Below are 22,337 nucleotides of genomic sequence, written 5' to 3'. Positions count from 1 at the left end.
AGCCACGCTACCCTGGGCAGGATCGGACGGAACAAGGGACGATTCGCGATGGCGCATCTTGACGAACAGGCGGGCCTGCCGCGCGGGGCGCTGGCGGCGCTGCCGCTGCTGCTGGCGCCGATGGTGCTGGGGGCGGCCGTGCTGATGGCGCGACCGGGCGCCGCGACCGGGACGGCGGCCGTGCTTGCCTCGACGGTCGCGGTGGCGTGGTACCTGCTGGGGGGCGCGGTCGCCGTGGGCCATCTGGCGCGCGGACTATCGGCCCGCAAGGCCCTGCGCGCCATCAGGGGAGAGGTGGCGACCGCCGCCGACCCGATCTGGATGTGCGATGCCCGCGGCCAGGTGCTGTTCCAGAACGAGGCCGCCCGGACCGAGTTCGAGGACCTGACCGGTCGCCCTGTCCTGTCGCTGATCGCGCGCCTGCGGGCCGATGCCGAAGGGCAGCTGGCCGACCTGACCGCCCGTGCGCTGCGGGTGGGCAATGCCGATCTGGAACTGGCCGAGGGAGAGATCCTGTCGCTGTCCTGCCTGCCCGACGCGCCGCTGCAGATCTGGTCGCTGCACCGCGCCGGGGTCCAGCCTGACGGGTTCGAGCTGGCCCTGGCGATGGAGGAGGACCAGCCCCCCGCCGATGATTTCGACGCCATTCCCGTCGCGCTGCTGCGTCTGGCGACTGATGGCCGCATCTGCCGCGCCAATGCCGCCGCGCGTCACCTGCTGGACGGCATGCTGGCGGACGAGGGCCAGAACCTGGCCGAACTGCTGGAAGGGCCGGGGCGCCCGTTGGCAGACTGGCTTTCCGACATGTGCGCCGGGCGCGCCACCAACGGAACGGAAATGCTGCGCCTGCGCCACCCCGACAGCCGCCAAGGAGAGATGCGCGACCGCTATTTCCAGCTGTCGCTGGCGCGCGACCCGGCCGAGGCTGGCCGCATGATCGCCGTGCTGACCGATGCCAGCGCCCTCAAGACGCTGGAGGCGCAGTTCGTGCAAAGCCAGAAGATGCAGGCCATCGGCCAACTGGCAGGCGGCGTCGCGCATGATTTCAACAACCTGCTGACCGCGATCAGCGGACATTGCGACCTGCTGATGCTCAAGCGCGACAAGGGCGATCCGGATTATGCCGACCTGGACCAGATCAGCCAGAACGCCAACCGCGCGGCGGCGCTGGTCGGACAGCTGCTGGCGTTCTCGCGCAAGCAGACGCTGCGGCTGGAGACGCTGGACCTGCGAGACACGCTGGCCGACCTGACCCACCTGCTGAACCGGCTGGTGGGGGAACGGGTGGGCCTGACCATCACCTACGATCCGGCGCTGCGCGCCATCCGCGCCGACAAGCGGCAACTGGAGCAGGTCATCATGAACCTTGTCGTCAACGCCCGCGATGCCATGCCGCAAGGAGGCGACATCACCGTGCGCACCGAAAACCTTCACCTGTCCGAGGCGATGACCCGCGACCAGGTCACGCTGTCCAAGGGCGACTATGTCCGCATCATCGTGCGCGACCACGGCTGCGGCATCGCGCCGGATAATCTTGGCAAGATCTTCGAGCCGTTCTTCACCACCAAGCGCACGGGCGAGGGGACGGGGCTGGGCCTGTCGACGGCCTATGGCATCGTCAAGCAGACCGGCGGTTTCATCTTCTGTGACAGCGTGCTGAGCGAAGGGACGACCTTCTCGCTCTATTTCCCGGCCCATGCCCGCGCCCAGATCGCGGCGGTTCCAGCCGCGCGTCCCGCACCCCGGCCCACCCCGCAGCTGCAGACCGGCCCCAAGGCGACCGTGCTGCTGGTCGAGGACGAGGCGCCGGTCCGCGCGTTTGCCGCGCGTGCCCTGAAGCTGAAGGGGTATGACGTCCTCGAGGCCGGATCGGGAGAGGCCGCGCTGAGCCTTCTGGAAGGGCGCGACGGTCCGGTCGACATTTTCGTCACCGATGTCGTGATGCCCGGCATGGACGGCCCCACCTGGGTCCGCGAGGGGCGGCGGATCCTGCCTTCCGCCAAGGTCATCTTCATGTCCGGATATACCGAGGACATTTTTGTGGACGGACAGGTGCCCATTGCAGACGCATCGTTCTTGGCCAAGCCGTTCACGCTGACCGAGCTGACGCAGATGGTCGAGATGCAGCTGACGCGCCCCTCGGGCAGCGACCGGCTGCATTGACGCGCAGATCAGCCGCGGCTGTGCAAGGACGCGTAGACGTCCAGTTCGCGGGCCATGGCGTGGCGCAGCTGCGCCTCGGCCGGTTCGGGCAGATGGACGTCGACACTGGGCGGCACGTTGATGCGCGGCAGCTCGATCGCGCAATCAAGACGCGTCTCCAGGAAATCCACGAAGCTGGCGATGTCCTCGTAGCGGAAGATGCAGTCGACGCGATGATCGCCGTCCGTCAGAAACGCGCTCTGGCTGCCGATTTCGCGGTGCTGGCCTGCGGCATAACGCGCCGCGAAATCGGAAAAGCTGATGCCGTCCATGGCATGGCGCGGATCGTCGTGATCGTCGCGCAGCTTGAAGCGGTACCAGCTGCGCAGCCAGTCCACCGGCTCTCGCATCAGGGCGACCGTGGTGAAATCCGCACCGGTCTGCGCGGAAAGCCAGGGGCCGACGAAACGGCGATAGGTGGCGATATCGGTATGCTTGAGCGCGTCCGGTCGCAGCAGCGACGCCGAGGCCAGCGACTCGAGCGCAACCTCGATCGCCGTCGAGCCGGCCTTGGGCGTGGCGAGAAACACCAGCCTCTGGTCCCAGAATATCAGCATGCCTGTCGTCCGATCATGGTGTTGCAGATGCACGGAGGGGTTGGATAGCGGGCCCGCCAAAGGCTGTAAACGCTTTGTTAACCCTGTCCGCGCGATGCTGGCGCAGACGAATCGACAATCGTCCACAACATCCTTGAAAACCGGTTAAGGATGGCGCATCTAATGGTGAACAAGGCAAGAACATCCGGTCGGTCGAATTGATTGCCCCGCCCGGAGGGCTGTGAAATAACGTAGGGATCACATGGCACAGGCGAGCATCTTCGACATGACGGACAAACGCGCGGCGGACAAGCAGAAGGCGCTGGACAGCGCCCTGGCCCAGATCGAACGGCAGTTCGGCAAGGGCTCGATCATGAAGCTGGGCAAGGACAGTCCGGTGGCCGAGATCGAGGCGACCTCGACGGGGTCGCTGGGTCTGGACATCGCGCTTGGCATCGGCGGCCTGCCCAAGGGCCGGATCATCGAGATCTTCGGGCCGGAAAGCTCGGGCAAGACGACGCTGACGCTGCATGTCGTGGCCGAGGAGCAGAAGAAGGGCGGCGTCTGCGCCTTCGTCGACGCGGAACACGCGCTGGACCCGCAATACGCCAAGAAGCTGGGCGTGAACCTGGACGAACTGCTGATCAGCCAGCCCGACACGGGCGAGCAGGCGCTTGAGATCGTGGACACGCTGGTGCGGTCGGGCGCGGTCAGCCTGGTTGTGGTCGACTCTGTCGCGGCGCTGACGCCCAAGTCCGAGATCGAGGGCGACATGGGCGACATGCAGATGGGCAGCCAGGCCCGCCTGATGAGCCAGGCCATGCGCAAGCTGACCGCCAGCATCGGGCGTTCGAACTGCATGGTGATCTTCATCAACCAGATCCGCATGAAGATCGGCGTCATGTTCGGCAACCCCGAGACCACAACCGGCGGCAACGCGCTGAAGTTCTATGCCTCGGTTCGCTTGGACATCCGTCGCACTGGCGCGGTCAAGGACCGCGACGAGGTCGTGGGCAACGCCACCCGCGTCAAGGTGGTCAAGAACAAGGTCGCGCCCCCCTTCCGGCAGGTCGAGTTCGACATCATGTACGGAGAGGGCATCAGCAAGGTCGGCGAACTGATCGACCTTGGCGTCAAGGCCGGCGTGGTCGAGAAGTCGGGCGCGTGGTATTCCTATGGTGACGAGCGCATCGGCCAAGGCCGCGAGAACGCCAAGCAGTTCCTGCGCGACCGCCCCGAGGTGGCCTTTGCCATCGAGGACAAGATCCGCGCCAGCCATGGCCTGGAATTTGGCGTCGGCGAAGGGTCGGACAGCGGCGACGACGACTCGCTGACAGAATAAGGTCGCTGCCATCACAACGGACGGGCGCGGGGGAGACCCTGCGCCTTTTCGCATGCCGGTTGCTGGACAGGGCAGCGGCCGGGCGATAGACCATCGGCAGCCCGGCTTGGCCGGAGACACTTTTGCGATGAAGGCCCGCCATGCCCAGTCTGAATGACATCCGCTCGACTTTCCTTGGCTATTTCGAAAGGAACGGCCACCGGGTCGTGGACAGCAGCCCGCTGGTCCCGCGCAACGACCCCACGCTGATGTTCGCCAATTCCGGCATGGTGCAGTTCAAGAACCTGTTCACCGGGGTAGAGACGCGCGACTACAACCGCGCGACCACCGCGCAGAAATGCGTTCGTGCCGGTGGCAAGCACAACGACCTGGACAATGTTGGCTATACGGCGCGGCACCACACGTTCTTCGAGATGCTGGGCAATTTCAGCTTTGGCGACTATTTCAAGGACCAGGCGATCGCGCATGCCTGGGAGTTGCTGACCCGCGATTTCGCGATCCCCAAGGATCGCCTGCTGGTCACGGTCTATCACACCGACGATGAGGCCGTGCAGATATGGAAGAAGGTCGCGGGCCTGTCCGACGACCGCATCATCCGTATCCCGACATCGGACAATTTCTGGCAGATGGGCCCGACCGGTCCCTGCGGCCCCTGCACCGAGATCTTCTTCGATCATGGCGACAAGATCCCCGGCGGCCCTCCGGGCAGCCCGGACGAGGATGGCGACCGCTTCATCGAGATCTGGAACCTGGTCTTCATGCAGAACGAGCAGTTCGAGGACGGCTCCATGCGGGCGTTGGACATGCAGTCCATCGACACCGGCATGGGGCTGGAGCGGATCGGCGCGCTGCTGCAGGGAAAGCACGACAACTATGACACCGACCTGATGCGCTCGCTGATCGAGGCCTCGGCCCATGCGACCAGCGCGGATCCCGACGGGCCGGGCAAGGTGCATCACCGGGTGATCGCGGATCACCTGCGGTCGACCAGCTTCCTGATCGCGGACGGGGTGATGCCCTCGAACGAGGGCCGTGGTTACGTGCTGCGCCGGATCATGCGCCGCGCGATGCGCCATGCGCATATGCTGGGCGCGCAGGACCCGGTCATGCACAAGCTGGTGCCCGCATTGGTGCGCCAGATGGGCGCGGCCTATCCGGAGCTGACACGCGCGCAGGCGATGATCGAGGAGACCCTGCGGTCCGAGGAAACGCGGTTCCGCCAGACACTGGACCGGGGTCTGCGCCTGCTGGACGACGAACTGGCGCGCCTGCCCGAAGGGGCCGACCTGCCGGGCGAGGCCGCGTTCAAGCTGTACGACACGTTCGGATTTCCGTTGGACCTGACACAGGACGCGCTGCGCGAAAAGGGCTGCGCGGTGCAGACCGAGGGGTTCGACGCGGCGATGGCCAAGCAGAAGCGCATGGCCCGTGCCGCATGGTCGGGTTCCGGAGAGGCCGCGGATGCGACCATCTGGTTCGAGCTGGCCGAAAAGCACGGCGTCACCGAGTTCCTGGGCTATGACACCGAGGAGGCCGAGGGCCAGATCACCGCGCTGGTGATCGACGGCGCCGACGCGGCCGAGGCGGGCGAGGGGGCCAAGGTCGCCATCGTGGTGAACCAGTCGCCCTTCTATGCCGAAAGCGGCGGGCAGGTCGGCGATCATGGCCTGATCCGCACCGAAACGGGCGCGGCGCGCGTCACCGACACCAAGAAGGTTGCCGGCGTCTTTATCCATCAGGCCGAGGTCACGATGGGCACCATCAGTCGTGGCCAGGGGGCGCAGCTGTCGGTCGATCACGACCGCCGGTCGGCGATCCGCGCGAACCACTCGGCGACGCACCTGCTGCACGAGGCGCTGCGCGGGGCCCTTGGCGATCACGTCGCGCAGCGGGGCAGCCTGAACGCGCCGGACCGGCTGCGGTTCGACTTCAGCCACAACCATGCGGTCACCGCCGAGCAGCTTGCGGCGATCGAGGCCGAGGTGAACGGCTATGTGCGCCAGAACAGCCCGGTCGAAACCCGGATCATGACGCCTGACGATGCACGCGCCTTGGGGGCGCAGGCCCTGTTCGGCGAGAAATACGGCGACGAGGTTCGCGTCGTGTCGATGGGCGCGCAGCCCGGCAGCGGCAAGGGCGCCGATGGGGCGACCTATTCGCTGGAGCTGTGCGGCGGCACGCATGTCGCGCGGACCGGCGATATCGGGGCGTTCGTGCTGTTGGGCGACGCAGCCTCCAGCGCGGGTGTCCGGCGGATCGAGGCGCTGACCGGACAGGCGGCGCTGGCGCATCTGCGCGATGCGGACAGCCGCCTGGCCGAGATCGCGGGCATCCTCAAGGCGCAGTCCGCCGAGGTTGTGACCCGTGTCCGCGCGCTGGCCGACGAACGCAAGGCGCTGGCCAACGAGGTCGCGCAGCTGAAGCGGCAGCTGGCGATGGGCGGCGGTGACGAGGCCGAGGAGATCGCGGGCGTCAAGTTCATCGCCCGCAAGGTCGAGGGCGTGGGCGGCAAGGAACTGGGTGCGCTGGTCGACGAGATGAAGGCATCCCTGGGCAGCGGCGCCGTTCTGGTGCTGGCCGAGGATGGCGGCAAGGCCACCGTGGCCGCGGGCGTCACGCCCGATCTGACCGGTCGCATCAGTGCCGTGGCGCTGGTGCAGGCTGCGACGGCTGCACTGGGCGGCAAGGGCGGTGGCGGCCGCCCCGACCGGGCACAGGGTGGCGCGCCCTCTCTGGCGGCCGCGGAAACGGCGTTCCAGGACGCCCGCAAGATCATCGAGGACAGCAAATGACAGCGCTTTGGATTGCCCATGTGACCGTGACGGACCCGGACGCCTATGGCCTTTATGCCAAGGCGGCGGGCCCTGCGATCGCCGCCCATGGCGGTGTGTTCCTGGCCCGCGCCGGCCGCTATCACGTGCTGGAGGGGGCGGACCGCGCCCGCCACGTGGTCGCGCGGTTCCCGTCACTTGATGCGGCCGTTGCCTGTTATCACAGCAACGAGTACCAGGCGGCGCTTGCGCATGCCAAAGGGGCCAGCGAACGCGATCTTGTCATCGTGGAAGAGGCCGCACCCCCTACGGAATAGGTGAAACCTTCAGACTTTCGTGCTAGTCCTGTCACAAAAGAGACGTGAAGGGGCAGGGCATGTGTCGTTGGGCCGCCTATCTGGGCGCACCGATCTTTCTGGAGGATATCGTCAGCCGGCCGGCGCATTCGCTGATCCGGCAGAGCCAGGGCGCGATGCGATGTCATACGCCGGTGAATGCCGACGGCTTCGGCATCGCGTGGTACGGCGAACGTCCCGAACCGGGGCTGTACCGCGATGTCATGCCGGCCTGGTCCGACCCGAACCTGCGCAGCCTTGTGGCGCAGGTGCGGTCCGGCCTGTTCATGGCGCATGTGCGGGCGTCGACGGGGACGGCGACCAGCCGCAACAACTGCCATCCCTTTGCCGTCGGTCGATGGAGCTTCATGCATAATGGCCAGTTCGGCGGCTATGACGCCTTCCGACGTCATGCCGACGTGCTGATCCCGGACGAATACTATCCCCACCGCAAGGGCGCGACCGACAGCGAGGCGCTGTTCCTAGTCGCCCTGGGATGCGGGCTGGACCAGAACCCCAAGGTTGCGATGGAACGGGCGCTTGGGCTGTTGGGCACATTGGCGCGTCAGCGCGGATGCGCACCGCATGTCCGCGCCGCCTGCGCCCTGTCGGACGGAGAGCGGCTGTACGCTTTGCGCTACAGCAGCGACGATCAGGCGCCGTCGCTGTATCATCGATGGTCGGAAAGCCGTCAGGGCTGGGCTGTCGTGTCCGAACCGCTGGAAAGCGACGAGGCGGACTGGACCGAGGTTCCCCCCGGCAGCTTCTGCACGTTCGAGCGCGACCGGGTCGAGGTCGTGCCGTTCTGCCCCGAACCGCTCAGCGCGGCCGCCTGACCCTTACGGGCGGTCGGTCATCGCATCGGGGGCCGGGGGCCGGGGGCGCGGCCTCGGGTGCCTCGGGCTGGGGCAGGCGGCGCAGTTCAGGATCGACGCTGTGCGGGCGGCGGAACACCAGCACGTTATGATAGACCGTGGTGCGCCCGGTCAGGCCGCTGCGCTCCTCGCTTGGCAGGACATCGGCGCGCACGTATTCCCAGCCCTCGGCCGACATGCGGTTCAACTCTGCCGTCAGCGACAGGGCATACCGATCAGTCGGCGTCTTTGCCTCGCGGGCCTTCTCCGTCTTGGTCGGCGCGGGGATGACGGAATATTCAAAGCGCATGTCGGCGTCCTGTCGCGAGGGGGTAAGGGTCACAGAGCCAGTTTCCGGGCGACCATGTCGTTGACGGCGGCGGGGTTCGCCTTGCCGCCGGTGGCCTTCAGCACCTGGCCCACGAACCAGCCCGCCAGCTTGGGGTTGGCGCGTGCCTTTTCGACCTGGGCGGGGTTGTCGGCGATGATCTGGTCCACAGCGGCCTCAATCGCGCCAAGGTCGGTGACCTGCTTCATGCCGCGTTCCTCGACGATCCGGGCGGGGTCGCCGCCTTCGGTCCACAGGATCTCGAACAGGTCCTTGGCGATCTTTCCGGAAATCGCGTCCGATGCGATCAGGTCGATCACGCCGCCCAACTGCGCGGCGGACACCGGAGAGGTCGCGATGGTCAGACCTTCCTTGTTCAAGCGGCCGAACAGTTCGTTGATGACCCAGTTCGCGGCCATCTTCCCGTCGCGGCCCGATGCCACGGCCTCGAAGTAATCGGCGTTCTCGACTTCTGCGGTCAGCACGCCCGCATCGTATTCCGACAGGCCCATGCCCTGCACGAAGCGGGCCTTCTTCTCATCGGGCAGTTCGGGCATGGATGCCGCGATGTCGTCCACCCAGGCCTGCTCGATCTCCAGCGGCAGCAGGTCGGGGTCGGGGAAGTAGCGGTAATCATGCGCCTCCTCCTTCGACCGCATCGACCGCGTCTCTCCCTTGTCGGGATCATAAAGGCGCGTCTCTTGGACGATCTTTCCGCCATCCTCCAGGATCGCGATCTGGCGCCGGGCCTCATAGTCGATGGCCGCCTGGATGAAGCGCATCGAGTTCATGTTCTTGATCTCGCAGCGCGTGCCCAGATGGCCGAAATCGCCGGTCTCCTGGAACCGTTCGTAATCGCCGGGCTTGCAGACGCTGACGTTGACGTCGGCGCGCAGGTTGCCGTTCTGCATGTTGCCGTCGCAGGTGCCCAGATAGCGCAGGATCTGGCGCAGCTTGACGACATAGGCGGCGGCCTCCTCGGGGCCGCGGATGTCGGGGCGGCTGACGATCTCCATCAGGGCGACGCCGGTGCGGTTCAAATCAACAAAGGACATGGTCGGGTCCATGTCGTGGATCGACTTGCCCGCGTCCTGTTCCAGGTGGATGCGCTCGACGCGGACGCGGCGGGCGACGCCGGGGGCCATGTCGACGATGATCTCTCCCTCGCCCACGATGGGGTGGTACAGCTGACTGATCTGATAGCCCTGCGGCAGGTCGGGATAGAAATAATTCTTGCGGTCGAACGCGCTGCGCAGGTTGATCTGGGCCTTCAGGCCCAGGCCGGTGCGGACCGCCTGCGCCACGCAGAATTCGTTGATGACCGGCAGCATGCCCGGCATGGCCGCATCGACGAAGGCCACGTTGCTGTTGGGCTCGGACCCGAAACGGGTCGACGCGCCGGAAAACAGCTTGGCGTTCGATGCGACCTGGGCGTGAACCTCCAGCCCGATCACCAGCTCCCAATCGCCTTGCGCGCCTTGGATCACTTTCGGCTGCGGGGCGGTGAAGGTCAGGTCAAGCATGGCGGGCCTCTTTGGCGGCAAACGGTCTGGCGGCGGTTTTAGGGCAAGGCCGTCGCATTGTCACGGCCCCGCCCGCCACTGCCGCGCGAATCATCACGGGGGCCGTGCAATGCGTAAAATTCGAATGAACGGTGGCGTTCGGCCATGGCCGTCGGCGGATTTCCGACCATGTGCCTTTCGTGTCGCGGCAGGTTCCCGCCGAGGCAAATCCTTCTTCTTGCAGGATATTCGACACACGCTATGGCAGAGGACGACGAAACCACCCTTAGAGGTAACCATGCGCGCCGCGCTTTCCCTTGCCGCCCTAGCCCTGGTGGCCGCCTGTTCCACGACCCCGTCGGGTCCGACCGACGCCCAGGTCGAGGCGCAGGAGATGGCCCTGGCCCAGGTGCCCCCGATGCGGTGGGGAGAGCGCAACGGCTCTGACGAATGGACCCGCGCCACGATGGAGGCGCTTGACCGTGAAGGCGTGACGATGCTGTCCAGCGTCCCTCATGACATCGCGGAGTTCTGCCCCAACTATCGCCAGCTTGCTCCCACCGGCCGCAAGGCGTTCTGGGCGGGGCTGCTGTCGGCCGTCGCGCGGCATGAAAGCACCTTCAATCCGCAGGCCGCCGGCGGCGGTGGCAAATGGATCGGCCTGATGCAGATCGCGCCGGCGACATGGCGCAACTATGACTGCACCGGCAACATCCGCAACGGCGCCGACAACATGGCCTGCGCGGTCAAGATCGCTGCGCAGCAGGTGGGACGCGACAACGCCGTCGCCCGTGACGACAACGGCTGGCGCGGCGTCGCGCGGGACTGGGCGCCGATGCGCAGCAGCAAGAAGCGCGCGGACATCGCCGCCTGGACCTCCAGCCAAAGCTATTGCAGCGCGCAGGGCTGAGACCGGATCAAGTTGGGGAAAGGGGGCCGGATCGGGCCCCCTTTTTCATGTCAGCGCAGGGCCGACAGGATGCGCGCCCAGGACCGCGCGCCCTTGGCAAAGCTTTCCACGTCGTACTTTTCGTTCGGTGAATGGATGCGGTCGTCGTCGCGGGCAAATCCCACCAGCATCGAATCCATGCCCAGCAGCTCCTTGAAATCGCCCGCGATGGGGATCGACCCGCCGCCGCCGATATAGGCGGCCTCCTGGCCCCATTCCTGCGTCAGCGCATCCTTGGCCTGGCCGAACGCCGGATCGCTGATGTCCATGACGCTGGCGGGCCCGGCGCCGTGGTCGTGGAATTCCACCCGGCAATCGGCGGGAACGAAGCGGCGGACATGATCCTGGAACGCCTGGCGCACCGCCTGCGGGTCCTGGGTGCCCGTCAGGCGGAAGCTGACCTTGGCCCGCGCCGTCGCCGGCAGAACGGTCTTGAACCCCGCGCCGGCATAGCCGCCGGCGATGCCGTTGATCTCGGCCGTGGGCTGGTTCCAGACCATCTCCAACGCGGTGCGGCCCCGTTCGCCGATGGGCTGGGACAGTCCCACGCGCGACAGATAGTCGGCGGCGTCGAAATTCAGCGCCTGCCAGTCGCGCGCCAGCTCCGGCGACAGATCCGCCACGCCGTCATAGAAGCCGGGCAGGGTGACGCGACCCGTGTCGTCCTTCAACGCCGCCAGCGCCTGCGCCAGGATCATGATCGGGTTCGCCGCCAGCCCACCGAAGCTGCCTGAATGCAGGTCGCGATCGGCGGCATGGATCACGACCTCCTGTCCCACCAGCCCGCGCAGTTGCGTGGTGATGGCGGGCCGCCCGTCGGCATAGCGCGCCGTGTCGCAGATCATCGCCAGATCGGCGCGCAGGCTGTCGGCATGTTCGATCAGGAACGGCCGTAGCGACGGAGAGCCGGACTCCTCCTCGCCCTCGAACAGCAGGATCAGGTCGGTGGGCAGGGCGCCATGCACGGCCTTCCAGGCCCGGAACGCCTCGACGAAGGTCATCAGCTGGCCCTTGTCGTCGGACGCGCCGCGGGCGCGGATCACGCGCCCCTGGGGCGTATCCTCGATCGCCGGTTCGAATGGCGGGCGGTCCCACAGGGACAGCGGATCCACCGGCTGCACGTCGTAATGGCCATAGAACAGCAGCGGGCGCGCATCGCCACGGGGGCTGCGGGCGGTGATCATCGGATGGCCGGGCGTGTCGTGGACCTGGGTGTCGAAGCCCAAGTCGCGCAGTTCCTGTGCCAGCCATTCGGCGGCGGTCCGCACATCGCCCGCATGCGCCGGATCGGTCGAGATGGACGGGATCTCCAGAAAGCGCATCAGCCGTGCCAGCGCATCCTCCAACCCCTGGTCCAGATGCGTCAGGATGTCCTGCAGCCTTGCGTGTTCGCCCATGATTCCTACCTCTTGCGGTGTCGATTTCAGGTTTCTGCCTGCGCCTTTCGTCGAATTGCGACGTTTTCGGCCTGTTTTTTTCGCGCCTTGACCTCTATCAAGGCAGAAAGCGCGCGGTCGGAGAATGATCGCACCCAGCCAGCTATGCAAGGGATCGCCCGCCATGAAATATGATGTCGCCTTGGACAAGGCCCTTGCACGTCTGCACGAGGAAGGGCGCTATCGCACCTTCATCGACATCGAACGTGCGCAGGGCCGGTTCCCGCAGGCGGTCTGGAATCGCCCCGACGGCGAACGCCAGGAAATCACCGTGTGGTGCGGAAACGACTATCTGGGCATGGGTCAGCACCCGACCGTCCTGGCCGCGATGCACGAGGCGCTGGACGCCACCGGTGCGGGGTCCGGCGGCACGCGCAATATCAGCGGTACCACGGTCTATCACAAGCGCCTGGAATCCGAACTGGCGGACCTGCACGACAAGCAGGCGGCGCTGGTCTTCTCCAGCGCCTACATCGCGAATGACGCGACGCTGTCGACGCTGCCCAAGCTGTTTCCCGGCCTGATCATCTATTCGGACGAGCTGAACCACGCGTCCATGATCGAGGGGATCAAGCGCAATGGCGGCGCCAAGCGCATCTTCCGGCACAACGATCTGGCGCATCTGCGCGAGCTTCTGGCCGCGGACGACCCGGACGCGCCCAAGCTGATCGCCTTCGAATCCATCTATTCGATGGACGGCGATTTCGGCCCGATCGAGGGGTTCTGCGATCTGGCCGACGAATTCGGCGCGCTGACCTATCTGGACGAAGTCCATGCCGTCGGCATGTACGGCAAACGGGGCGGCGGCGTCGCGGAACGCGACGGGCTGTCGGATCGCATCGACATCATCAACGGCACCCTGGGCAAGGCGTTCGGCGTGTTCGGCGGCTATATCGCGGCCAGCGACAAGATGTGCGACGCGATCCGGTCCTATGCGCCGGGGTTCATCTTCACCACGTCTTTGCCACCGGCGGTTGCAGCGGGGGCCGCGGCGTCCATCGCGCTGCTGAAGACGGCCGAGGGGCAGAAGCTGCGCGATGCGCAGCAGCTGCATGCCCGCATCCTGAAGATGCGCCTGAAATCGCTCGGTATGCCGATCATCGACCACGGCAGCCATATCGTGCCCGTCCATGTCGGTCATCCCGTGCATTGCAAGGCGCTGTCCGACATGCTGCTGCGCGATTACGGCATCTACGTGCAGCCGATCAACTTCCCCACGGTCCCGCGCGGGACCGAGCGGCTGCGTTTTACCCCGTCGCCGGTGCACGATCCGAAGCAGATCGATCACCTGGTCCGGGCGATGGATGCACTGTGGTCGCACTGTGCCCTGAATCGCGCGGAATTGAGCGCGTAATGCAATCCACGGGTGAACTGCTCTCGCCTGCGTGATAACCTTTGGCTAAAGAAGCTTTGGTAGCCTTCGATTCGGAGGCAGCCTATAACAAGCGGATGAGGCATAGGCGATGAGCAGGCTGCGGGCACCTGACCCGGCAGAAGATTTCGTGCAAGTCGGGGATACGGCAGTGTTCCTGGACGATGACACGCGGTTGGGCGATCTGATGCGCGGAGAGCGGGCGACGTTGGGCAAGTCCCTTCTGGACGTCCAGCGCGAATTGCGCATCCGTGCGTCCTATGTCGCCGCGATCGAGAACTGCGACGTCTCAGCCTTTGACGCGCCCAGCTTCATCTCGGGCTATGTGCGCTCCTATGCGCGTTATCTGGGCATGGACCCCGACTGGGTCTTCCGGCGGTTCTGTCAGGAATCTGGCTTTCAGCCGACGCACGGCATGGCTCCTGCCGCTGCCGGGCCCAAGCCGGGCCGCCGTCCGTCCGACCCTGCCGAAGCGCTGGCCAATCCCCGCGCCTTGTTCATCCCTCAGGAACGCGGATTCCTGTCCGAGGTCGAGCCGCGCGCCATCGGCGCGATCTTCGTGCTGATGGCACTGATCGGTGGGCTGGGCTATGGCGGATGGGCCGTCCTGCAGGAGGTCCAGCGCGTCACGCTGACCCCGGGTGACGATCTGCCCACGGTGGTCGCCGAACTGGACCCGACACAGGGCGCGGGGCTGTCGGACCCTGCCATCGACGGCGGACAGGGCAGCGACATCGCGCTGAGCCTGCCCCAGCCCGAGGCGCTGGATCGCCTTTACCGTCCGCAGATCCTCGAGGCACCGGTCCTGACCGCGCGCGACGGGCCGATCGCGGCGATCGATCCCGGTCTGCTGGACAGTTCCGCCACGGTCGAGGATGTGATCGCCTCGGCGGGACAGGTCGCGCAGGTGCCGCTTCCCCAGAACGCACTTGCCCAGCAGGCCGGCGTGGCGCAGGTGCCGACCGGAACGCCCGGCGCCATCGGCGCCTTGCAGACCGCCCAGCCCGCCGCCGTGGAAAGCGTCGTGCGCACGCTGGCCCCGGATGCGCCCCCGTTGGAACTGATGGCGGCGCGTCCGGCTTGGGTGCGCGTGACATCGGCGGACGGCACGGTGCTGCTGGAAAAGATCATGGATGCGGGCGAACGCTTTGCGCTGCCGCCGCTGGAACAGCCGCCCGTTCTGCGGACCGGAAATTCGGGCGCGGTCTATTTCGCGGTCAGCGGCCAGACCTATGGCCCGGCGGCGCCCGGCGCGCAGGTCATCAGCGGGGTGGAACTGTCCCCCGCCAGCCTGACCGAGCGTTACGCACTGGCCGATCCTGCGGCCGACCCCGAACTGGCGCAGATGATCGCGGTGGCGCAGGTCGCGACGCCCGGCCAGACCGAAACCGAGTGAGACACGCAGGGCCGGAACCCTGGCCCGCCTAGCGCCAGGTGCGTTCCAACAGGCCGATCCAGTTGTCGCAGGCGATCTTGCGGATCAGGGCGGGGCCGTAACCGGCATCGTCCATCGCCTTCATCAGCACGGGCAGCGCCGATGCGTCGGGCAGATCCCGCGGCATCAGCGCGCCGTCGAAATCGGACCCCAAGGCCACGCCATCCTCTCCCAGGATATCCAGCAGGTGATCCAGATGCCGGATCATCATGCCTAGATCCTCCAACGGCTGGCGCCGCCCGTCAGGCCGCAGGAAGCTGGAGGCGAAGTTCAGTCCGACCAAGCCCTTGCTGTCCGCGATCTGGCGCAGCTGCCGGTCGGTCAGGTTGCGGCTGCTTTCGCTGAAGGCATGCACGGCGCTGTGGCTGGCGACGAGGGGCGCCTCCGACAGCCGTGCGACATCGTCGAAACCGGCCTGGTTCAGGTGCGACAGGTCCAGCATGATGCCAAGCGCGTTGCAATCCGCGACCAGTGCATGACCTTCTGGAGTCAGCGGGCCGCCCATGTCGGGGCTGGCGGGAAAGGCAAAGGGCACGCCCTCGCCGAACTGGGTGGGTCGCGACCAGACCGGCCCAAGCGAGCGCAGCCCCGCCGCGTGCCACAAATGCAACGCGTCGCGGTCGCGGATCGCCTCGGCTCCCTCCATGTGCATGATCGCGGCGATCCTCCCGGCCGCAATGGTCGCGCGCAACCCTGCGGCGTCGCGCACGATATCCAGGGTGCCGGTCCGCTCCAGCGCCAGCAACGCCGCCGCCTGTGCGAAAGCCTGGGGCAGGGCCACGTCGGACGCGATCTGGGCGGGCAGGGGCAGCTCGAAGGGCGGGTTCTCCATCGCGTCCATCGCATGGTCGTCGCCCAGCCCTGCCGGTGTCGGTATCCAGATCGCGAAGAAACCGCCGACCATGCCGCCGGCCTGCATCCGGGGCAGGTCCAGATGGCCGGTGCCGTCGCCATGCAGCCAAAGCTGGTCGGCATCCGCACCCGCCGCCACGACGCGCTGCAGGAAATCGTTGTGGCCGTCGAATACCGGGGTCATGGCTGGTCCTTGCTGTTTCGTCCCGGCAGGATGCACATCGTGCAGCGCCCTGCAATGGCACTTTGCGCCAAGGGGCTTGGGGGTTACGCTGGTGGCAGGACCATGCCCATGAAAGGCCAGCCCATGCCCCGCATCACGCCCGATTTCGACGGCCAGACCGTCATCACCACCTTCGAGGTGACCCCTGGTACCGCGCATGACGTGTTGGACCTGCTGACCGAGGCTTGGGCGCAGGTCATCAGCAGACAGCCCGGCTGCCTGGGCGGGGCGATCCATCTGAACGACGCGCAGACCCGCATCGCCACCTATTCGCAGTGGCGCGACCGCCGCGATTACCAAGCGATGCTGCGCGACCCCGAGATGCGTCGCCGGAACCGCGAGATCCACGGAATGTGCAAGTCGTTCGAGCCCGTGATGTACGAGGTTCAGTCCGTGCATCCCTGATGCTGCACATGCAGAAACTTGGTGCAATCGGCCGCGTTGGACCCTAGGCTGGGCCAAACGCGGGGGATTGTCGCAATGTCAGGTCGGATCATCACGGTGGCTCAGCAAAAGGGCGGATCGGGCAAGACGACGCTGGCCGTCAATCTGGCGGTCAGCCTGCATGCGCGGGGTCATTCCGTCGCCCTGATCGACACCGATCCGCAGGGCAGCCTGGGCCGCTGGTTCATGGAACGCATGTCCGCCGTGGGAGAGGACGAGGCAATGGATTTCTCGACCTCGTCGGCCTGGGGGGCCAGCTACGAATCGGAGAAGCTGAAGCGTCGGTTCGATTACGTCATCATCGACACGCCGCCCAAGATCGACAGCGACCTGCGCCCGGCGCTGCGTGTGGCGGATCTGGTGGTGGTGCCGGTGGCCACCAGCCATGTCGACCTGTGGGCGACCGAAGGGGTCCTGGACTTGGCGCGGCGCGACAAGGCGGATGTGCTGGTGGTCCTGAACCGCACACGCCCCAACACGCGCCTGTCGGTCGAGGTGGCGCAGAAGGCGGCCGAGCTGGGCGCGCAGGTGGCCGACACGCAGGTCGCGAACCGCGTCGTCTATGCCGAGACCCTGGGACTGGGTTTGGGGGCGATCGAACGCCCCAAAGGTCCCGCAATGGCCGAGATGGCCGCGCTGACGGATGAGATCCTGGCCCGCATCGGCTGACCCAAGCGGGCCAGCCTGTTAGTTCAGATCAGCGGCACAGCCGTTCGGATTGCGCCGCGAAATTGCGGTAGCGGGCCCAGAAGGCGTTGTCCGCGTCACGCTTTGACGTACGGACCTCTTGGGCGCGATGCGGCTCGCGGAAGAACTGCGCCGCTTGGCGCTGGTCCGACCGGGACAGGGTCTGGTTCGCGACCTGCTGGATGCAGCCGCACAGCGGTGCGTTGCCGCGCGCGCGGTCCGACCGCACGCAGGCACTGTCGATGGGTCCGGCCATGGCCAGGGGGGTCGTCATGACGATCGCGGCGGCCGCGATCACGAAACGGTTCAGCATTGGACTGTCTCCTCGAAATGCCTCGGACGGCCGCGCGCCGGTTGGTCCGGTTCTTGCCCGCATAGGCCGATCGGGCGATCCTAGCATCAAGCGGCCCGCCGCTCAATCGCGGCGAACCCGGTGATCGGGGTCATGTGGCAGGCAGCGGGCGGGGGGTGAAGCCCGCGGCGGTCAGGGCGGATTGCGCGGTGGCGGGATCCAGCCCCTCGACGGTGACGCGCTTTTCGGGCAGATCGACGGTTGCGCGGCCGCCAGCCCCGGCGACGGCGGCCTCGATCGCGGCCTTGCAGTGGTCGCAGCTCATGTCGGGGACGGAATAGATCATCGGGCGCTCCTGTGCTGGGTCGTTCGATCCTGAAACAGCGCGGCGCCGCCCGCAAGAGGACGACATGACCCTGTTTGACGCCATCGGGCTGGATGCTGACGACACGCTGTGGGAGAACGAGACGTTCTTTCGCGTCACCGAGGCTGAGTTCTGCGCGCTGCTGTCGGACCACGGCGACGCCGAGACCATCGCGGCGCGGCTGTACGACACGGAAAGCGCGAACCTTGCGCGCTACGGTTACGGCATCAAGGGCTTCATGCTGTCGATGGTCCAGACCGCGATCGAGCTGACCGACGGACGCATCGAGGGCCGCCAGATCGCCCGTATCCTGGACCTGGGCGCCGAGATGCTGGCCCATCCCGTGACCCTGCTGCCGGGGGTGGAACAAGCCCTGGACGCGCTGGAGGGGCGGCGGCTGATCCTGATCACCAAGGGCGACCTGATGGATCAGGAGCGCAAGATCGCAGCCTCTGGACTGGCCGAGCGATTCGCGGCGGTGCAGATCCTGGCCGACAAGACGCCCGAGGCCTATGCCCGTGTCCTGATGGGGCAGGGGGTGGAGCCGTCGCGGTTCCTGATGGCGGGCAATTCGATGCGCAGCGACGTGATCCCGGTGCTGGATCTGGGCGGGACGGGGGTCTTCATCCCGCATGACCTGACCTGGAGCCATGAACATGCCGAGGCGCCCGATCATCCGCGCCTGCATCAGCTGTCCGACATGGGCGGACTGCCCGCGCTGATCGCCAACCTGGAAGGTGCGGCGTGACCGACAACGGGCGTGCCGCGCTGTTTATGTCGGCATCGATGGCGATGTTCGCGGTCGAGGATGCGTTTCTCAAGGTACTGACCCGGTCGATGCCGGTGTGGCAGCTGCTGGCGATGGTGGGCGTGGTCGCGGGTGCGATATTCTGGACGCGTCTGGCGCGGCGGGGCGGGCGTCTTTGGACAGGTGACCTGATCCATCCCATGGCGCTGTTGCGCAATGCCGGAGAGATCGTGGGGGCCGTCTGCCTGGTGACGGCGCTGGCGGTGGGTGATCTGGCGGTGACCTCTGCGATCCTGCAGGTGCTGCCGCTGACGCTGGTGCTGGGCGCTGCGCTGTTTCTGGGTGAAAAGGTCGGGTGGCGCCGCTGGCTGTCGGTGGCGGTCGGATTCGCGGGGGTGCTGCTGATCCTGCGGCCCGGGACGGCGGCGTTCCATCCCGCAATGCTGTGGGCGGTGGCGGGCGTCGCGGGGCTGACGCTGCGCGATCTGGCTACGCGGCGCATTCCGCCGGGGGTGGCGTCGGATCAACTGTCGGCCTCGGCCTATGGCGCGATGATTCCGGCGGGGGTGGTGCTGGGCTTGCTGGCCGGGCCCGCGCCGGTGATGCCTGGCCCGATCGAGGTCGTCTTGCTGGCGGGGACGGTGGTGTTCGGCGTCGTGGGCTATGCGACGCTGGTGGCGGCCTCGCGTCTGGGCGAGGCGTCGGTCGTCGCGCCGTTCCGATACACGCGGCTGGCCTTTGCGCTGGTCGTGGCGGCGGTGATCTTTGGCGAGCGGCCCGATGCGGCCACCTTGGCAGGGGCGGCGTTGATCGCGCTGGCGGGGGGCTATGCGATGTGGCGCGAGGCGGGGCTGCGGCGCAGGCGCCCCGTCGACAGCCTGGTGCGACCCGGTCCCGTTTGAGGTAGTGCCCGCGCGTGAATTGGGCGCACGAGGCCGCCTGCGGGCCCATCGAGGGGCCTTGGCGGCCGCGCGACCCAGATGGTCGCACCGGTGCGACATCGCGATCGGGAACTCGGACGCGTCGGGGAACATTGACATGCCGAACGCCATGGCGCCATCCCGGCATCGTGGCGATTTTTCCATCCCTCAAGGAGGTTTACCATGCCCAAGGCCCTGTTCATCCTGACCTCGCACGACACGCTTGGCGACACCGGCAAACCGACGGGTTTCTATTGGGAGGAGCTGGCCGCCCCCTATTGGATCTTATCGGACGCGGGCTGGCAGATCGAGCTGGCCAGCATCAAGGGCGGCAAGCCCCCGGCGGACCCTTCCTCGGCCGAGGGCGACGCGATGACCGACGAGGCCCGCCGCCTGCTGGCCGACGAGGCGGTCATGAACAAGCTGGAAAACACCACCAAGGTCGAGGACGTCGAGGTGTCCGGTTGCGACATCGTGTTCCTGCCGGGCGGTCACGGCACGATGTGGGACCTGCCCAATTCGAAGGCCTTGGGCGATCTGCTGGGCCGGGCGTTCGACAAGGGTGCGGTCGTCGGCGCGGTCTGCCACGGGCCGGCCGGCCTGCTGTCGGCGCGTCTCGCCTCGGGTGATCCGCTGGTCCACGGCCGTCGCGTGGCGGGGTTCACCAACAGCGAGGAGGACGCGGTCGGCCTGTCCGATATTGTCCCGTTCATGCTGGAGGACCAGCTGAAGGCCCAGGGCGGCCATCATCAGAAGGGCCCGGACTGGCAGCCCTTTGCCGTCGCCGATGGTAACTTGGTCACCGGCCAGAACCCTGCCTCGTCGGCCGAGGTCGCGCGCCTGATGCTGAAGGCCGCGGACCTTCCGACCGCGCCCTGACACCAAATAACGCAGGGCCGCGAAACCCTCTTTTCGCGGCCTTTGCGGGGCTGTATAGCCCGCCCATGACCGACCTTGACCTCATCCGCAATTTTTCGATCGTGGCGCATATCGACCACGGGAAATCCACCTTGGCCGACCGGCTGATCCAGTCCACGGGCACTGTCGCGGATCGCGACATGAAGGCCCAGATGCTGGACAGCATGGATATCGAGCGCGAGCGCGGGATCACCATCAAGGCCAACACGGTGCGGATCAGCTATCCGGCCAAGGACGGCCGGACCTATGTCCTGAACCTGATCGACACGCCGGGCCACGTGGACTTTGCCTATGAGGTCAGCCGGTCGATGCGCGCGGTCGAGGGGTCGCTGCTGGTCGTCGACGCCAGCCAGGGCGTCGAGGCGCAGACGCTGGCCAACGTCTATCAGGCGATCGACGCAGGCCACGAGATCGTGCCGGTCCTGAACAAGATCGACCTGCCCGCGGCCGAGCCCGACCGCGTCAAGGAGAACATCGAGGAAGTCATCGGCATCGACGCGCAGGACGCGATCCCGATCAGCGCCAAGACCGGTCTGGGCATCCCGGACGTCCTGGAGGCCATCGTCACGCGCCTGCCCGCGCCCAAGGGCGACCGCGACGCGCCGCTGAAGGCGATGCTGGTGGACAGCTGGTACGACGCCTATCTGGGCGTTGTCGTGATGATCCGCGTCATGGATGGGGTGATCCGCAAGGGCGACCAGATCAAGATGATGCAGACCGGCGCCAGCCACCGCATCGACAAGCTGGCCGTCCTGACGCCGCAGATGGTCGACATCGCCGAACTGGGCCCGGGAGAGATCGGTGTCTTCACCGGCTCGATCAAGCAGGTGCGCGATACGCGCGTGGGCGACACGATCACCCAGGAACGCAAGCCCTGTGCCACGGCGCTGCCGGGCTTCAAGCCGGCGCAGCCGGTGGTGTTCTGCGGGTTGTTCCCGGTGGACGCCAACGATTTCGAACCCCTGCGCGACGCCATCGAAAAGCTGGCCCTGAACGACGCCAGCTTCAGCTATGAGATGGAGACGTCGGCGGCCCTGGGGTTCGGCTTCCGCTGCGGGTTCCTGGGGCTTCTGCACCTTGAGGTCATCCGTGACCGGCTTGAGCGCGAATACGACCTGGACCTGATCACCACGGCGCCGTCGGTGGTCTTCAAGCTGCACATGCGCGACGGCGAGGTGCGCGACCTGCACAACCCCGCCGACATGCCGGACCTGACCCATGTCGACCATATCGAGGAGCCGCGCATCAAGGCCACGATCATGGTGCCGGACGAGTATCTGGGCGACGTGCTGAAACTGTGCCAGGACCGTCGCGGCATCCAGCTGGACCTGACCTATGCCGGCGCGCGGGCGATGGTGGTCTATGACCTGCCGTTGGCCGAGGTCGTGTTCGACTTCTACGACCGGCTGAAGTCGGTGACCAAGGGCTATGCCAGCTTCGACTATCAGATCAGTGAGTACCGCGAGGATTTCCTGGTCAAGATGTCGATCTTGGTGAATGACGAACCGGTGGACGCGCTGTCGATCATGGTTCATCGCGACCGTGCCGAAAGCCGTGGCCGCGCAATGGTCGAAAAGCTCAAGGACCTGATCCCGCGGCACATGTTCAAGATCCCGATCCAGGCCGCGATCGGTGCCCGCGTGATCGCGCGCGAGACGCTGTCGGCCATGCGCAAGGACGTGACCGCCAAGTGCTATGGCGGCGACGCCACGCGGAAAAAGAAGCTGCTAGAAAAGCAGAAGGCCGGCAAGAAGAAGATGCGTCAGTTCGGCAAGGTCGAGATTCCGCAGACCGCCTTCATCCAGGCGCTGAAGATGGACAACTGAT

At 66.7% G+C, this 22,337-nt stretch carries 21 protein-coding genes; 14 read left to right on the top strand and 7 right to left on the bottom strand.

Going from position 1 to position 22,337, the window contains the following annotated elements:
* Window positions 1–48 precede the first annotated feature (48 nt).
* On the top strand, window positions 49–2,163 hold the full coding sequence (locus EOJ32_RS11440; RefSeq protein WP_127898641.1) for an ATP-binding protein: 2,115 nt from the start codon (window positions 49–51) through the stop codon (window positions 2,161–2,163).
* An 8-nt stretch (window positions 2,164–2,171) separates the two neighbouring features.
* On the opposite strand, the gene EOJ32_RS11435 is transcribed toward EOJ32_RS11440, so the two are convergent.
* Complete coding sequence (locus EOJ32_RS11435) at window positions 2,172–2,759, bottom strand: sulfotransferase family 2 domain-containing protein (protein ID WP_127898640.1); 588 nt, start codon at window positions 2,757–2,759, stop codon at window positions 2,172–2,174.
* Between the two features lie 241 nt (window positions 2,760–3,000).
* On the opposite strand from EOJ32_RS11435, the gene recA reads away from it, so the two are divergent.
* The 4 genes from recA to EOJ32_RS11415 all read left to right on the top strand — a co-directional run bounded on the left by recA (window position 3,001) and on the right by EOJ32_RS11415 (window position 8,022).
* A complete protein-coding gene (recA, locus tag EOJ32_RS11430) occupies window positions 3,001–4,080 on the top strand; it encodes a recombinase RecA (protein WP_045999067.1) in 1,080 nt (359 codons plus the stop codon).
* A 140-nt stretch (window positions 4,081–4,220) separates the two neighbouring features.
* Window positions 4,221–6,872 (top strand): alanine--tRNA ligase, encoded by a 2,652-nt coding sequence (alaS, locus tag EOJ32_RS11425; RefSeq protein ID WP_127898639.1) that lies wholly within the window; start codon window positions 4,221–4,223, stop codon window positions 6,870–6,872.
* Entirely contained in the window at window positions 6,869–7,168 is a 300-nt protein-coding gene (locus EOJ32_RS11420) for a DUF1330 domain-containing protein (RefSeq protein WP_127898638.1), read from the top strand. Before alaS ends, EOJ32_RS11420 begins: the two co-directional genes overlap by 4 nt.
* A 59-nt stretch (window positions 7,169–7,227) precedes the next feature.
* Window positions 7,228–8,022, top strand: coding sequence for a class II glutamine amidotransferase (locus tag EOJ32_RS11415; RefSeq protein ID WP_045999070.1), 795 nt, complete (start codon window positions 7,228–7,230; stop codon window positions 8,020–8,022).
* Here the strand turns inward: EOJ32_RS11415 and EOJ32_RS11410 are convergent.
* Together EOJ32_RS11410 and gatB are read right to left on the bottom strand one after the other, a co-directional pair.
* The gene (locus EOJ32_RS11410) at window positions 8,006–8,350 is read right to left on the bottom strand and encodes a DUF4177 domain-containing protein (protein ID WP_127898637.1); all 345 of its coding nucleotides are present in this window, start codon (window positions 8,348–8,350) and stop codon (window positions 8,006–8,008) included. The two genes, EOJ32_RS11415 and EOJ32_RS11410, sit on opposite strands and share 17 nt — an antisense overlap.
* A gap of 29 nt (window positions 8,351–8,379) precedes the next feature.
* Window positions 8,380–9,891, bottom strand: coding sequence for an Asp-tRNA(Asn)/Glu-tRNA(Gln) amidotransferase subunit GatB (gene gatB, locus EOJ32_RS11405; protein WP_045999072.1), 1,512 nt, complete (start codon window positions 9,889–9,891; stop codon window positions 8,380–8,382).
* 277 nt (window positions 9,892–10,168) lie between these two features.
* Between gatB and EOJ32_RS11400 the strand changes: the two genes are divergently transcribed.
* A complete protein-coding gene (locus tag EOJ32_RS11400; protein ID WP_045981225.1) occupies window positions 10,169–10,780 on the top strand; it encodes a transglycosylase SLT domain-containing protein in 612 nt (203 codons plus the stop codon).
* A 50-nt stretch (window positions 10,781–10,830) separates the two neighbouring features.
* Here EOJ32_RS11400 and EOJ32_RS11395 read toward each other — a convergent pair whose 3' ends face one another.
* Window positions 10,831–12,216, bottom strand: a complete 1,386-nt coding sequence (locus EOJ32_RS11395) for a M20/M25/M40 family metallo-hydrolase (protein WP_127898636.1) — start codon at window positions 12,214–12,216, stop codon at window positions 10,831–10,833.
* A gap of 163 nt (window positions 12,217–12,379) precedes the next feature.
* Here EOJ32_RS11395 and hemA point away from each other — a divergent pair, with 163 nt between their 5' ends.
* Both hemA and EOJ32_RS11385 read left to right on the top strand, forming a co-directional pair.
* Complete coding sequence (gene hemA, locus EOJ32_RS11390; RefSeq protein WP_045999074.1) at window positions 12,380–13,609, top strand: 5-aminolevulinate synthase; 1,230 nt, start codon at window positions 12,380–12,382, stop codon at window positions 13,607–13,609.
* Window positions 13,610–13,814: 205 nt separating this feature from the next.
* A complete protein-coding gene (locus EOJ32_RS11385; protein WP_127899373.1) occupies window positions 13,815–15,023 on the top strand; it encodes a helix-turn-helix domain-containing protein in 1,209 nt (402 codons plus the stop codon).
* Between the two features lie 28 nt (window positions 15,024–15,051).
* Here EOJ32_RS11385 and EOJ32_RS11380 read toward each other — a convergent pair whose 3' ends face one another.
* Window positions 15,052–16,098 carry a dipeptidase gene (locus EOJ32_RS11380; RefSeq protein ID WP_127898635.1) on the bottom strand — a complete coding sequence of 349 codons (1,047 nt, stop codon included), beginning with the start codon at window positions 16,096–16,098 and terminating at the stop codon, window positions 15,052–15,054.
* Between the two features lie 123 nt (window positions 16,099–16,221).
* Here EOJ32_RS11380 and EOJ32_RS11375 point away from each other — a divergent pair, with 123 nt between their 5' ends.
* Complete coding sequence (locus EOJ32_RS11375; protein WP_045981336.1) at window positions 16,222–16,542, top strand: antibiotic biosynthesis monooxygenase; 321 nt, start codon at window positions 16,222–16,224, stop codon at window positions 16,540–16,542.
* Window positions 16,543–16,617: 75 nt separating this feature from the next.
* On the top strand, window positions 16,618–17,250 hold the full coding sequence (gene parA / locus EOJ32_RS11370; protein ID WP_127898634.1) for a ParA family partition ATPase: 633 nt from the start codon (window positions 16,618–16,620) through the stop codon (window positions 17,248–17,250).
* A 28-nt stretch (window positions 17,251–17,278) separates the two neighbouring features.
* Here the strand turns inward: parA and EOJ32_RS11365 are convergent, their stop codons facing one another.
* Together EOJ32_RS11365 and EOJ32_RS11360 are read right to left on the bottom strand one after the other, a co-directional pair.
* Entirely contained in the window at window positions 17,279–17,581 is a 303-nt protein-coding gene (locus EOJ32_RS11365) for a hypothetical protein (RefSeq protein WP_052714596.1), read from the bottom strand.
* 130 nt (window positions 17,582–17,711) lie between these two features.
* On the bottom strand, window positions 17,712–17,906 hold the full coding sequence (locus EOJ32_RS11360; RefSeq protein WP_127898633.1) for a cation transporter: 195 nt from the start codon (window positions 17,904–17,906) through the stop codon (window positions 17,712–17,714).
* Between the two features lie 64 nt (window positions 17,907–17,970).
* On the opposite strand from EOJ32_RS11360, the gene EOJ32_RS11355 reads away from it, so the two are divergent.
* The 4 genes from EOJ32_RS11355 (at window position 17,971) to lepA (ending at window position 22,336) form a co-directional block, all read left to right on the top strand.
* Window positions 17,971–18,672 (top strand): HAD family hydrolase, encoded by a 702-nt coding sequence (locus tag EOJ32_RS11355; RefSeq protein ID WP_127898632.1) that lies wholly within the window; start codon window positions 17,971–17,973, stop codon window positions 18,670–18,672.
* Window positions 18,669–19,574 carry a DMT family transporter gene (locus EOJ32_RS11350; protein ID WP_240542414.1) on the top strand — a complete coding sequence of 302 codons (906 nt, stop codon included), beginning with the start codon at window positions 18,669–18,671 and terminating at the stop codon, window positions 19,572–19,574. Before EOJ32_RS11355 ends, EOJ32_RS11350 begins: the two co-directional genes overlap by 4 nt.
* Before the next feature lie 201 nt (window positions 19,575–19,775).
* Window positions 19,776–20,471 (top strand): type 1 glutamine amidotransferase domain-containing protein, encoded by a 696-nt coding sequence (locus EOJ32_RS11345; RefSeq protein ID WP_127898631.1) that lies wholly within the window; start codon window positions 19,776–19,778, stop codon window positions 20,469–20,471.
* Between the two features lie 65 nt (window positions 20,472–20,536).
* Entirely contained in the window at window positions 20,537–22,336 is a 1,800-nt protein-coding gene (gene lepA / locus EOJ32_RS11340; RefSeq protein WP_127898630.1) for a translation elongation factor 4, read from the top strand.
* Window position 22,337: the final 1 nt, after the last annotated feature.

The sequence above is a fragment of the Paracoccus sp. Arc7-R13 genome, from assembly GCF_004010775.1.
Taxonomy (GTDB): Bacteria; Pseudomonadota; Alphaproteobacteria; order Rhodobacterales; family Rhodobacteraceae; genus Paracoccus; species Paracoccus marcusii.
Note: the sequence above shows the minus strand (reverse complement) of the source record. Positions and strands in the feature narration are given on the sequence as shown.

Coding starts and splice junctions, on each gene's coding strand:
- hemA (WP_045999074.1), top strand. CDS start 12,380: ATGAAATATGATGTCGCCTTGGACAAGGCCCTTGCACGTCTGCACGAG.
- gatB (WP_045999072.1), bottom strand. CDS start 9,891: ATGCTTGACCTGACCTTCACCGCCCCGCAGCCGAAAGTGATCCAAGGC.
- EOJ32_RS11345 (WP_127898631.1), top strand. CDS start 19,776: ATGCCCAAGGCCCTGTTCATCCTGACCTCGCACGACACGCTTGGCGAC.
- EOJ32_RS11440 (WP_127898641.1), top strand. CDS start 49: ATGGCGCATCTTGACGAACAGGCGGGCCTGCCGCGCGGGGCGCTGGCG.
- lepA (WP_127898630.1), top strand. CDS start 20,537: ATGACCGACCTTGACCTCATCCGCAATTTTTCGATCGTGGCGCATATC.
- EOJ32_RS11365 (WP_052714596.1), bottom strand. CDS start 17,581: ATGCTGAACCGTTTCGTGATCGCGGCCGCCGCGATCGTCATGACGACC.
- EOJ32_RS11360 (WP_127898633.1), bottom strand. CDS start 17,906: ATGATCTATTCCGTCCCCGACATGAGCTGCGACCACTGCAAGGCCGCG.
- EOJ32_RS11395 (WP_127898636.1), bottom strand. CDS start 12,216: ATGGGCGAACACGCAAGGCTGCAGGACATCCTGACGCATCTGGACCAG.
- EOJ32_RS11435 (WP_127898640.1), bottom strand. CDS start 2,759: ATGCTGATATTCTGGGACCAGAGGCTGGTGTTTCTCGCCACGCCCAAG.
- EOJ32_RS11415 (WP_045999070.1), top strand. CDS start 7,228: ATGTGTCGTTGGGCCGCCTATCTGGGCGCACCGATCTTTCTGGAGGAT.
- parA (WP_127898634.1), top strand. CDS start 16,618: ATGTCAGGTCGGATCATCACGGTGGCTCAGCAAAAGGGCGGATCGGGC.
- EOJ32_RS11375 (WP_045981336.1), top strand. CDS start 16,222: ATGCCCCGCATCACGCCCGATTTCGACGGCCAGACCGTCATCACCACC.
- EOJ32_RS11410 (WP_127898637.1), bottom strand. CDS start 8,350: ATGCGCTTTGAATATTCCGTCATCCCCGCGCCGACCAAGACGGAGAAG.
- alaS (WP_127898639.1), top strand. CDS start 4,221: ATGCCCAGTCTGAATGACATCCGCTCGACTTTCCTTGGCTATTTCGAA.
- EOJ32_RS11400 (WP_045981225.1), top strand. CDS start 10,169: ATGCGCGCCGCGCTTTCCCTTGCCGCCCTAGCCCTGGTGGCCGCCTGT.
- recA (WP_045999067.1), top strand. CDS start 3,001: ATGGCACAGGCGAGCATCTTCGACATGACGGACAAACGCGCGGCGGAC.
- EOJ32_RS11420 (WP_127898638.1), top strand. CDS start 6,869: ATGACAGCGCTTTGGATTGCCCATGTGACCGTGACGGACCCGGACGCC.
- EOJ32_RS11380 (WP_127898635.1), bottom strand. CDS start 16,098: ATGACCCCGGTATTCGACGGCCACAACGATTTCCTGCAGCGCGTCGTG.
- EOJ32_RS11385 (WP_127899373.1), top strand. CDS start 13,815: ATGCGCGGAGAGCGGGCGACGTTGGGCAAGTCCCTTCTGGACGTCCAG.
- EOJ32_RS11355 (WP_127898632.1), top strand. CDS start 17,971: ATGACCCTGTTTGACGCCATCGGGCTGGATGCTGACGACACGCTGTGG.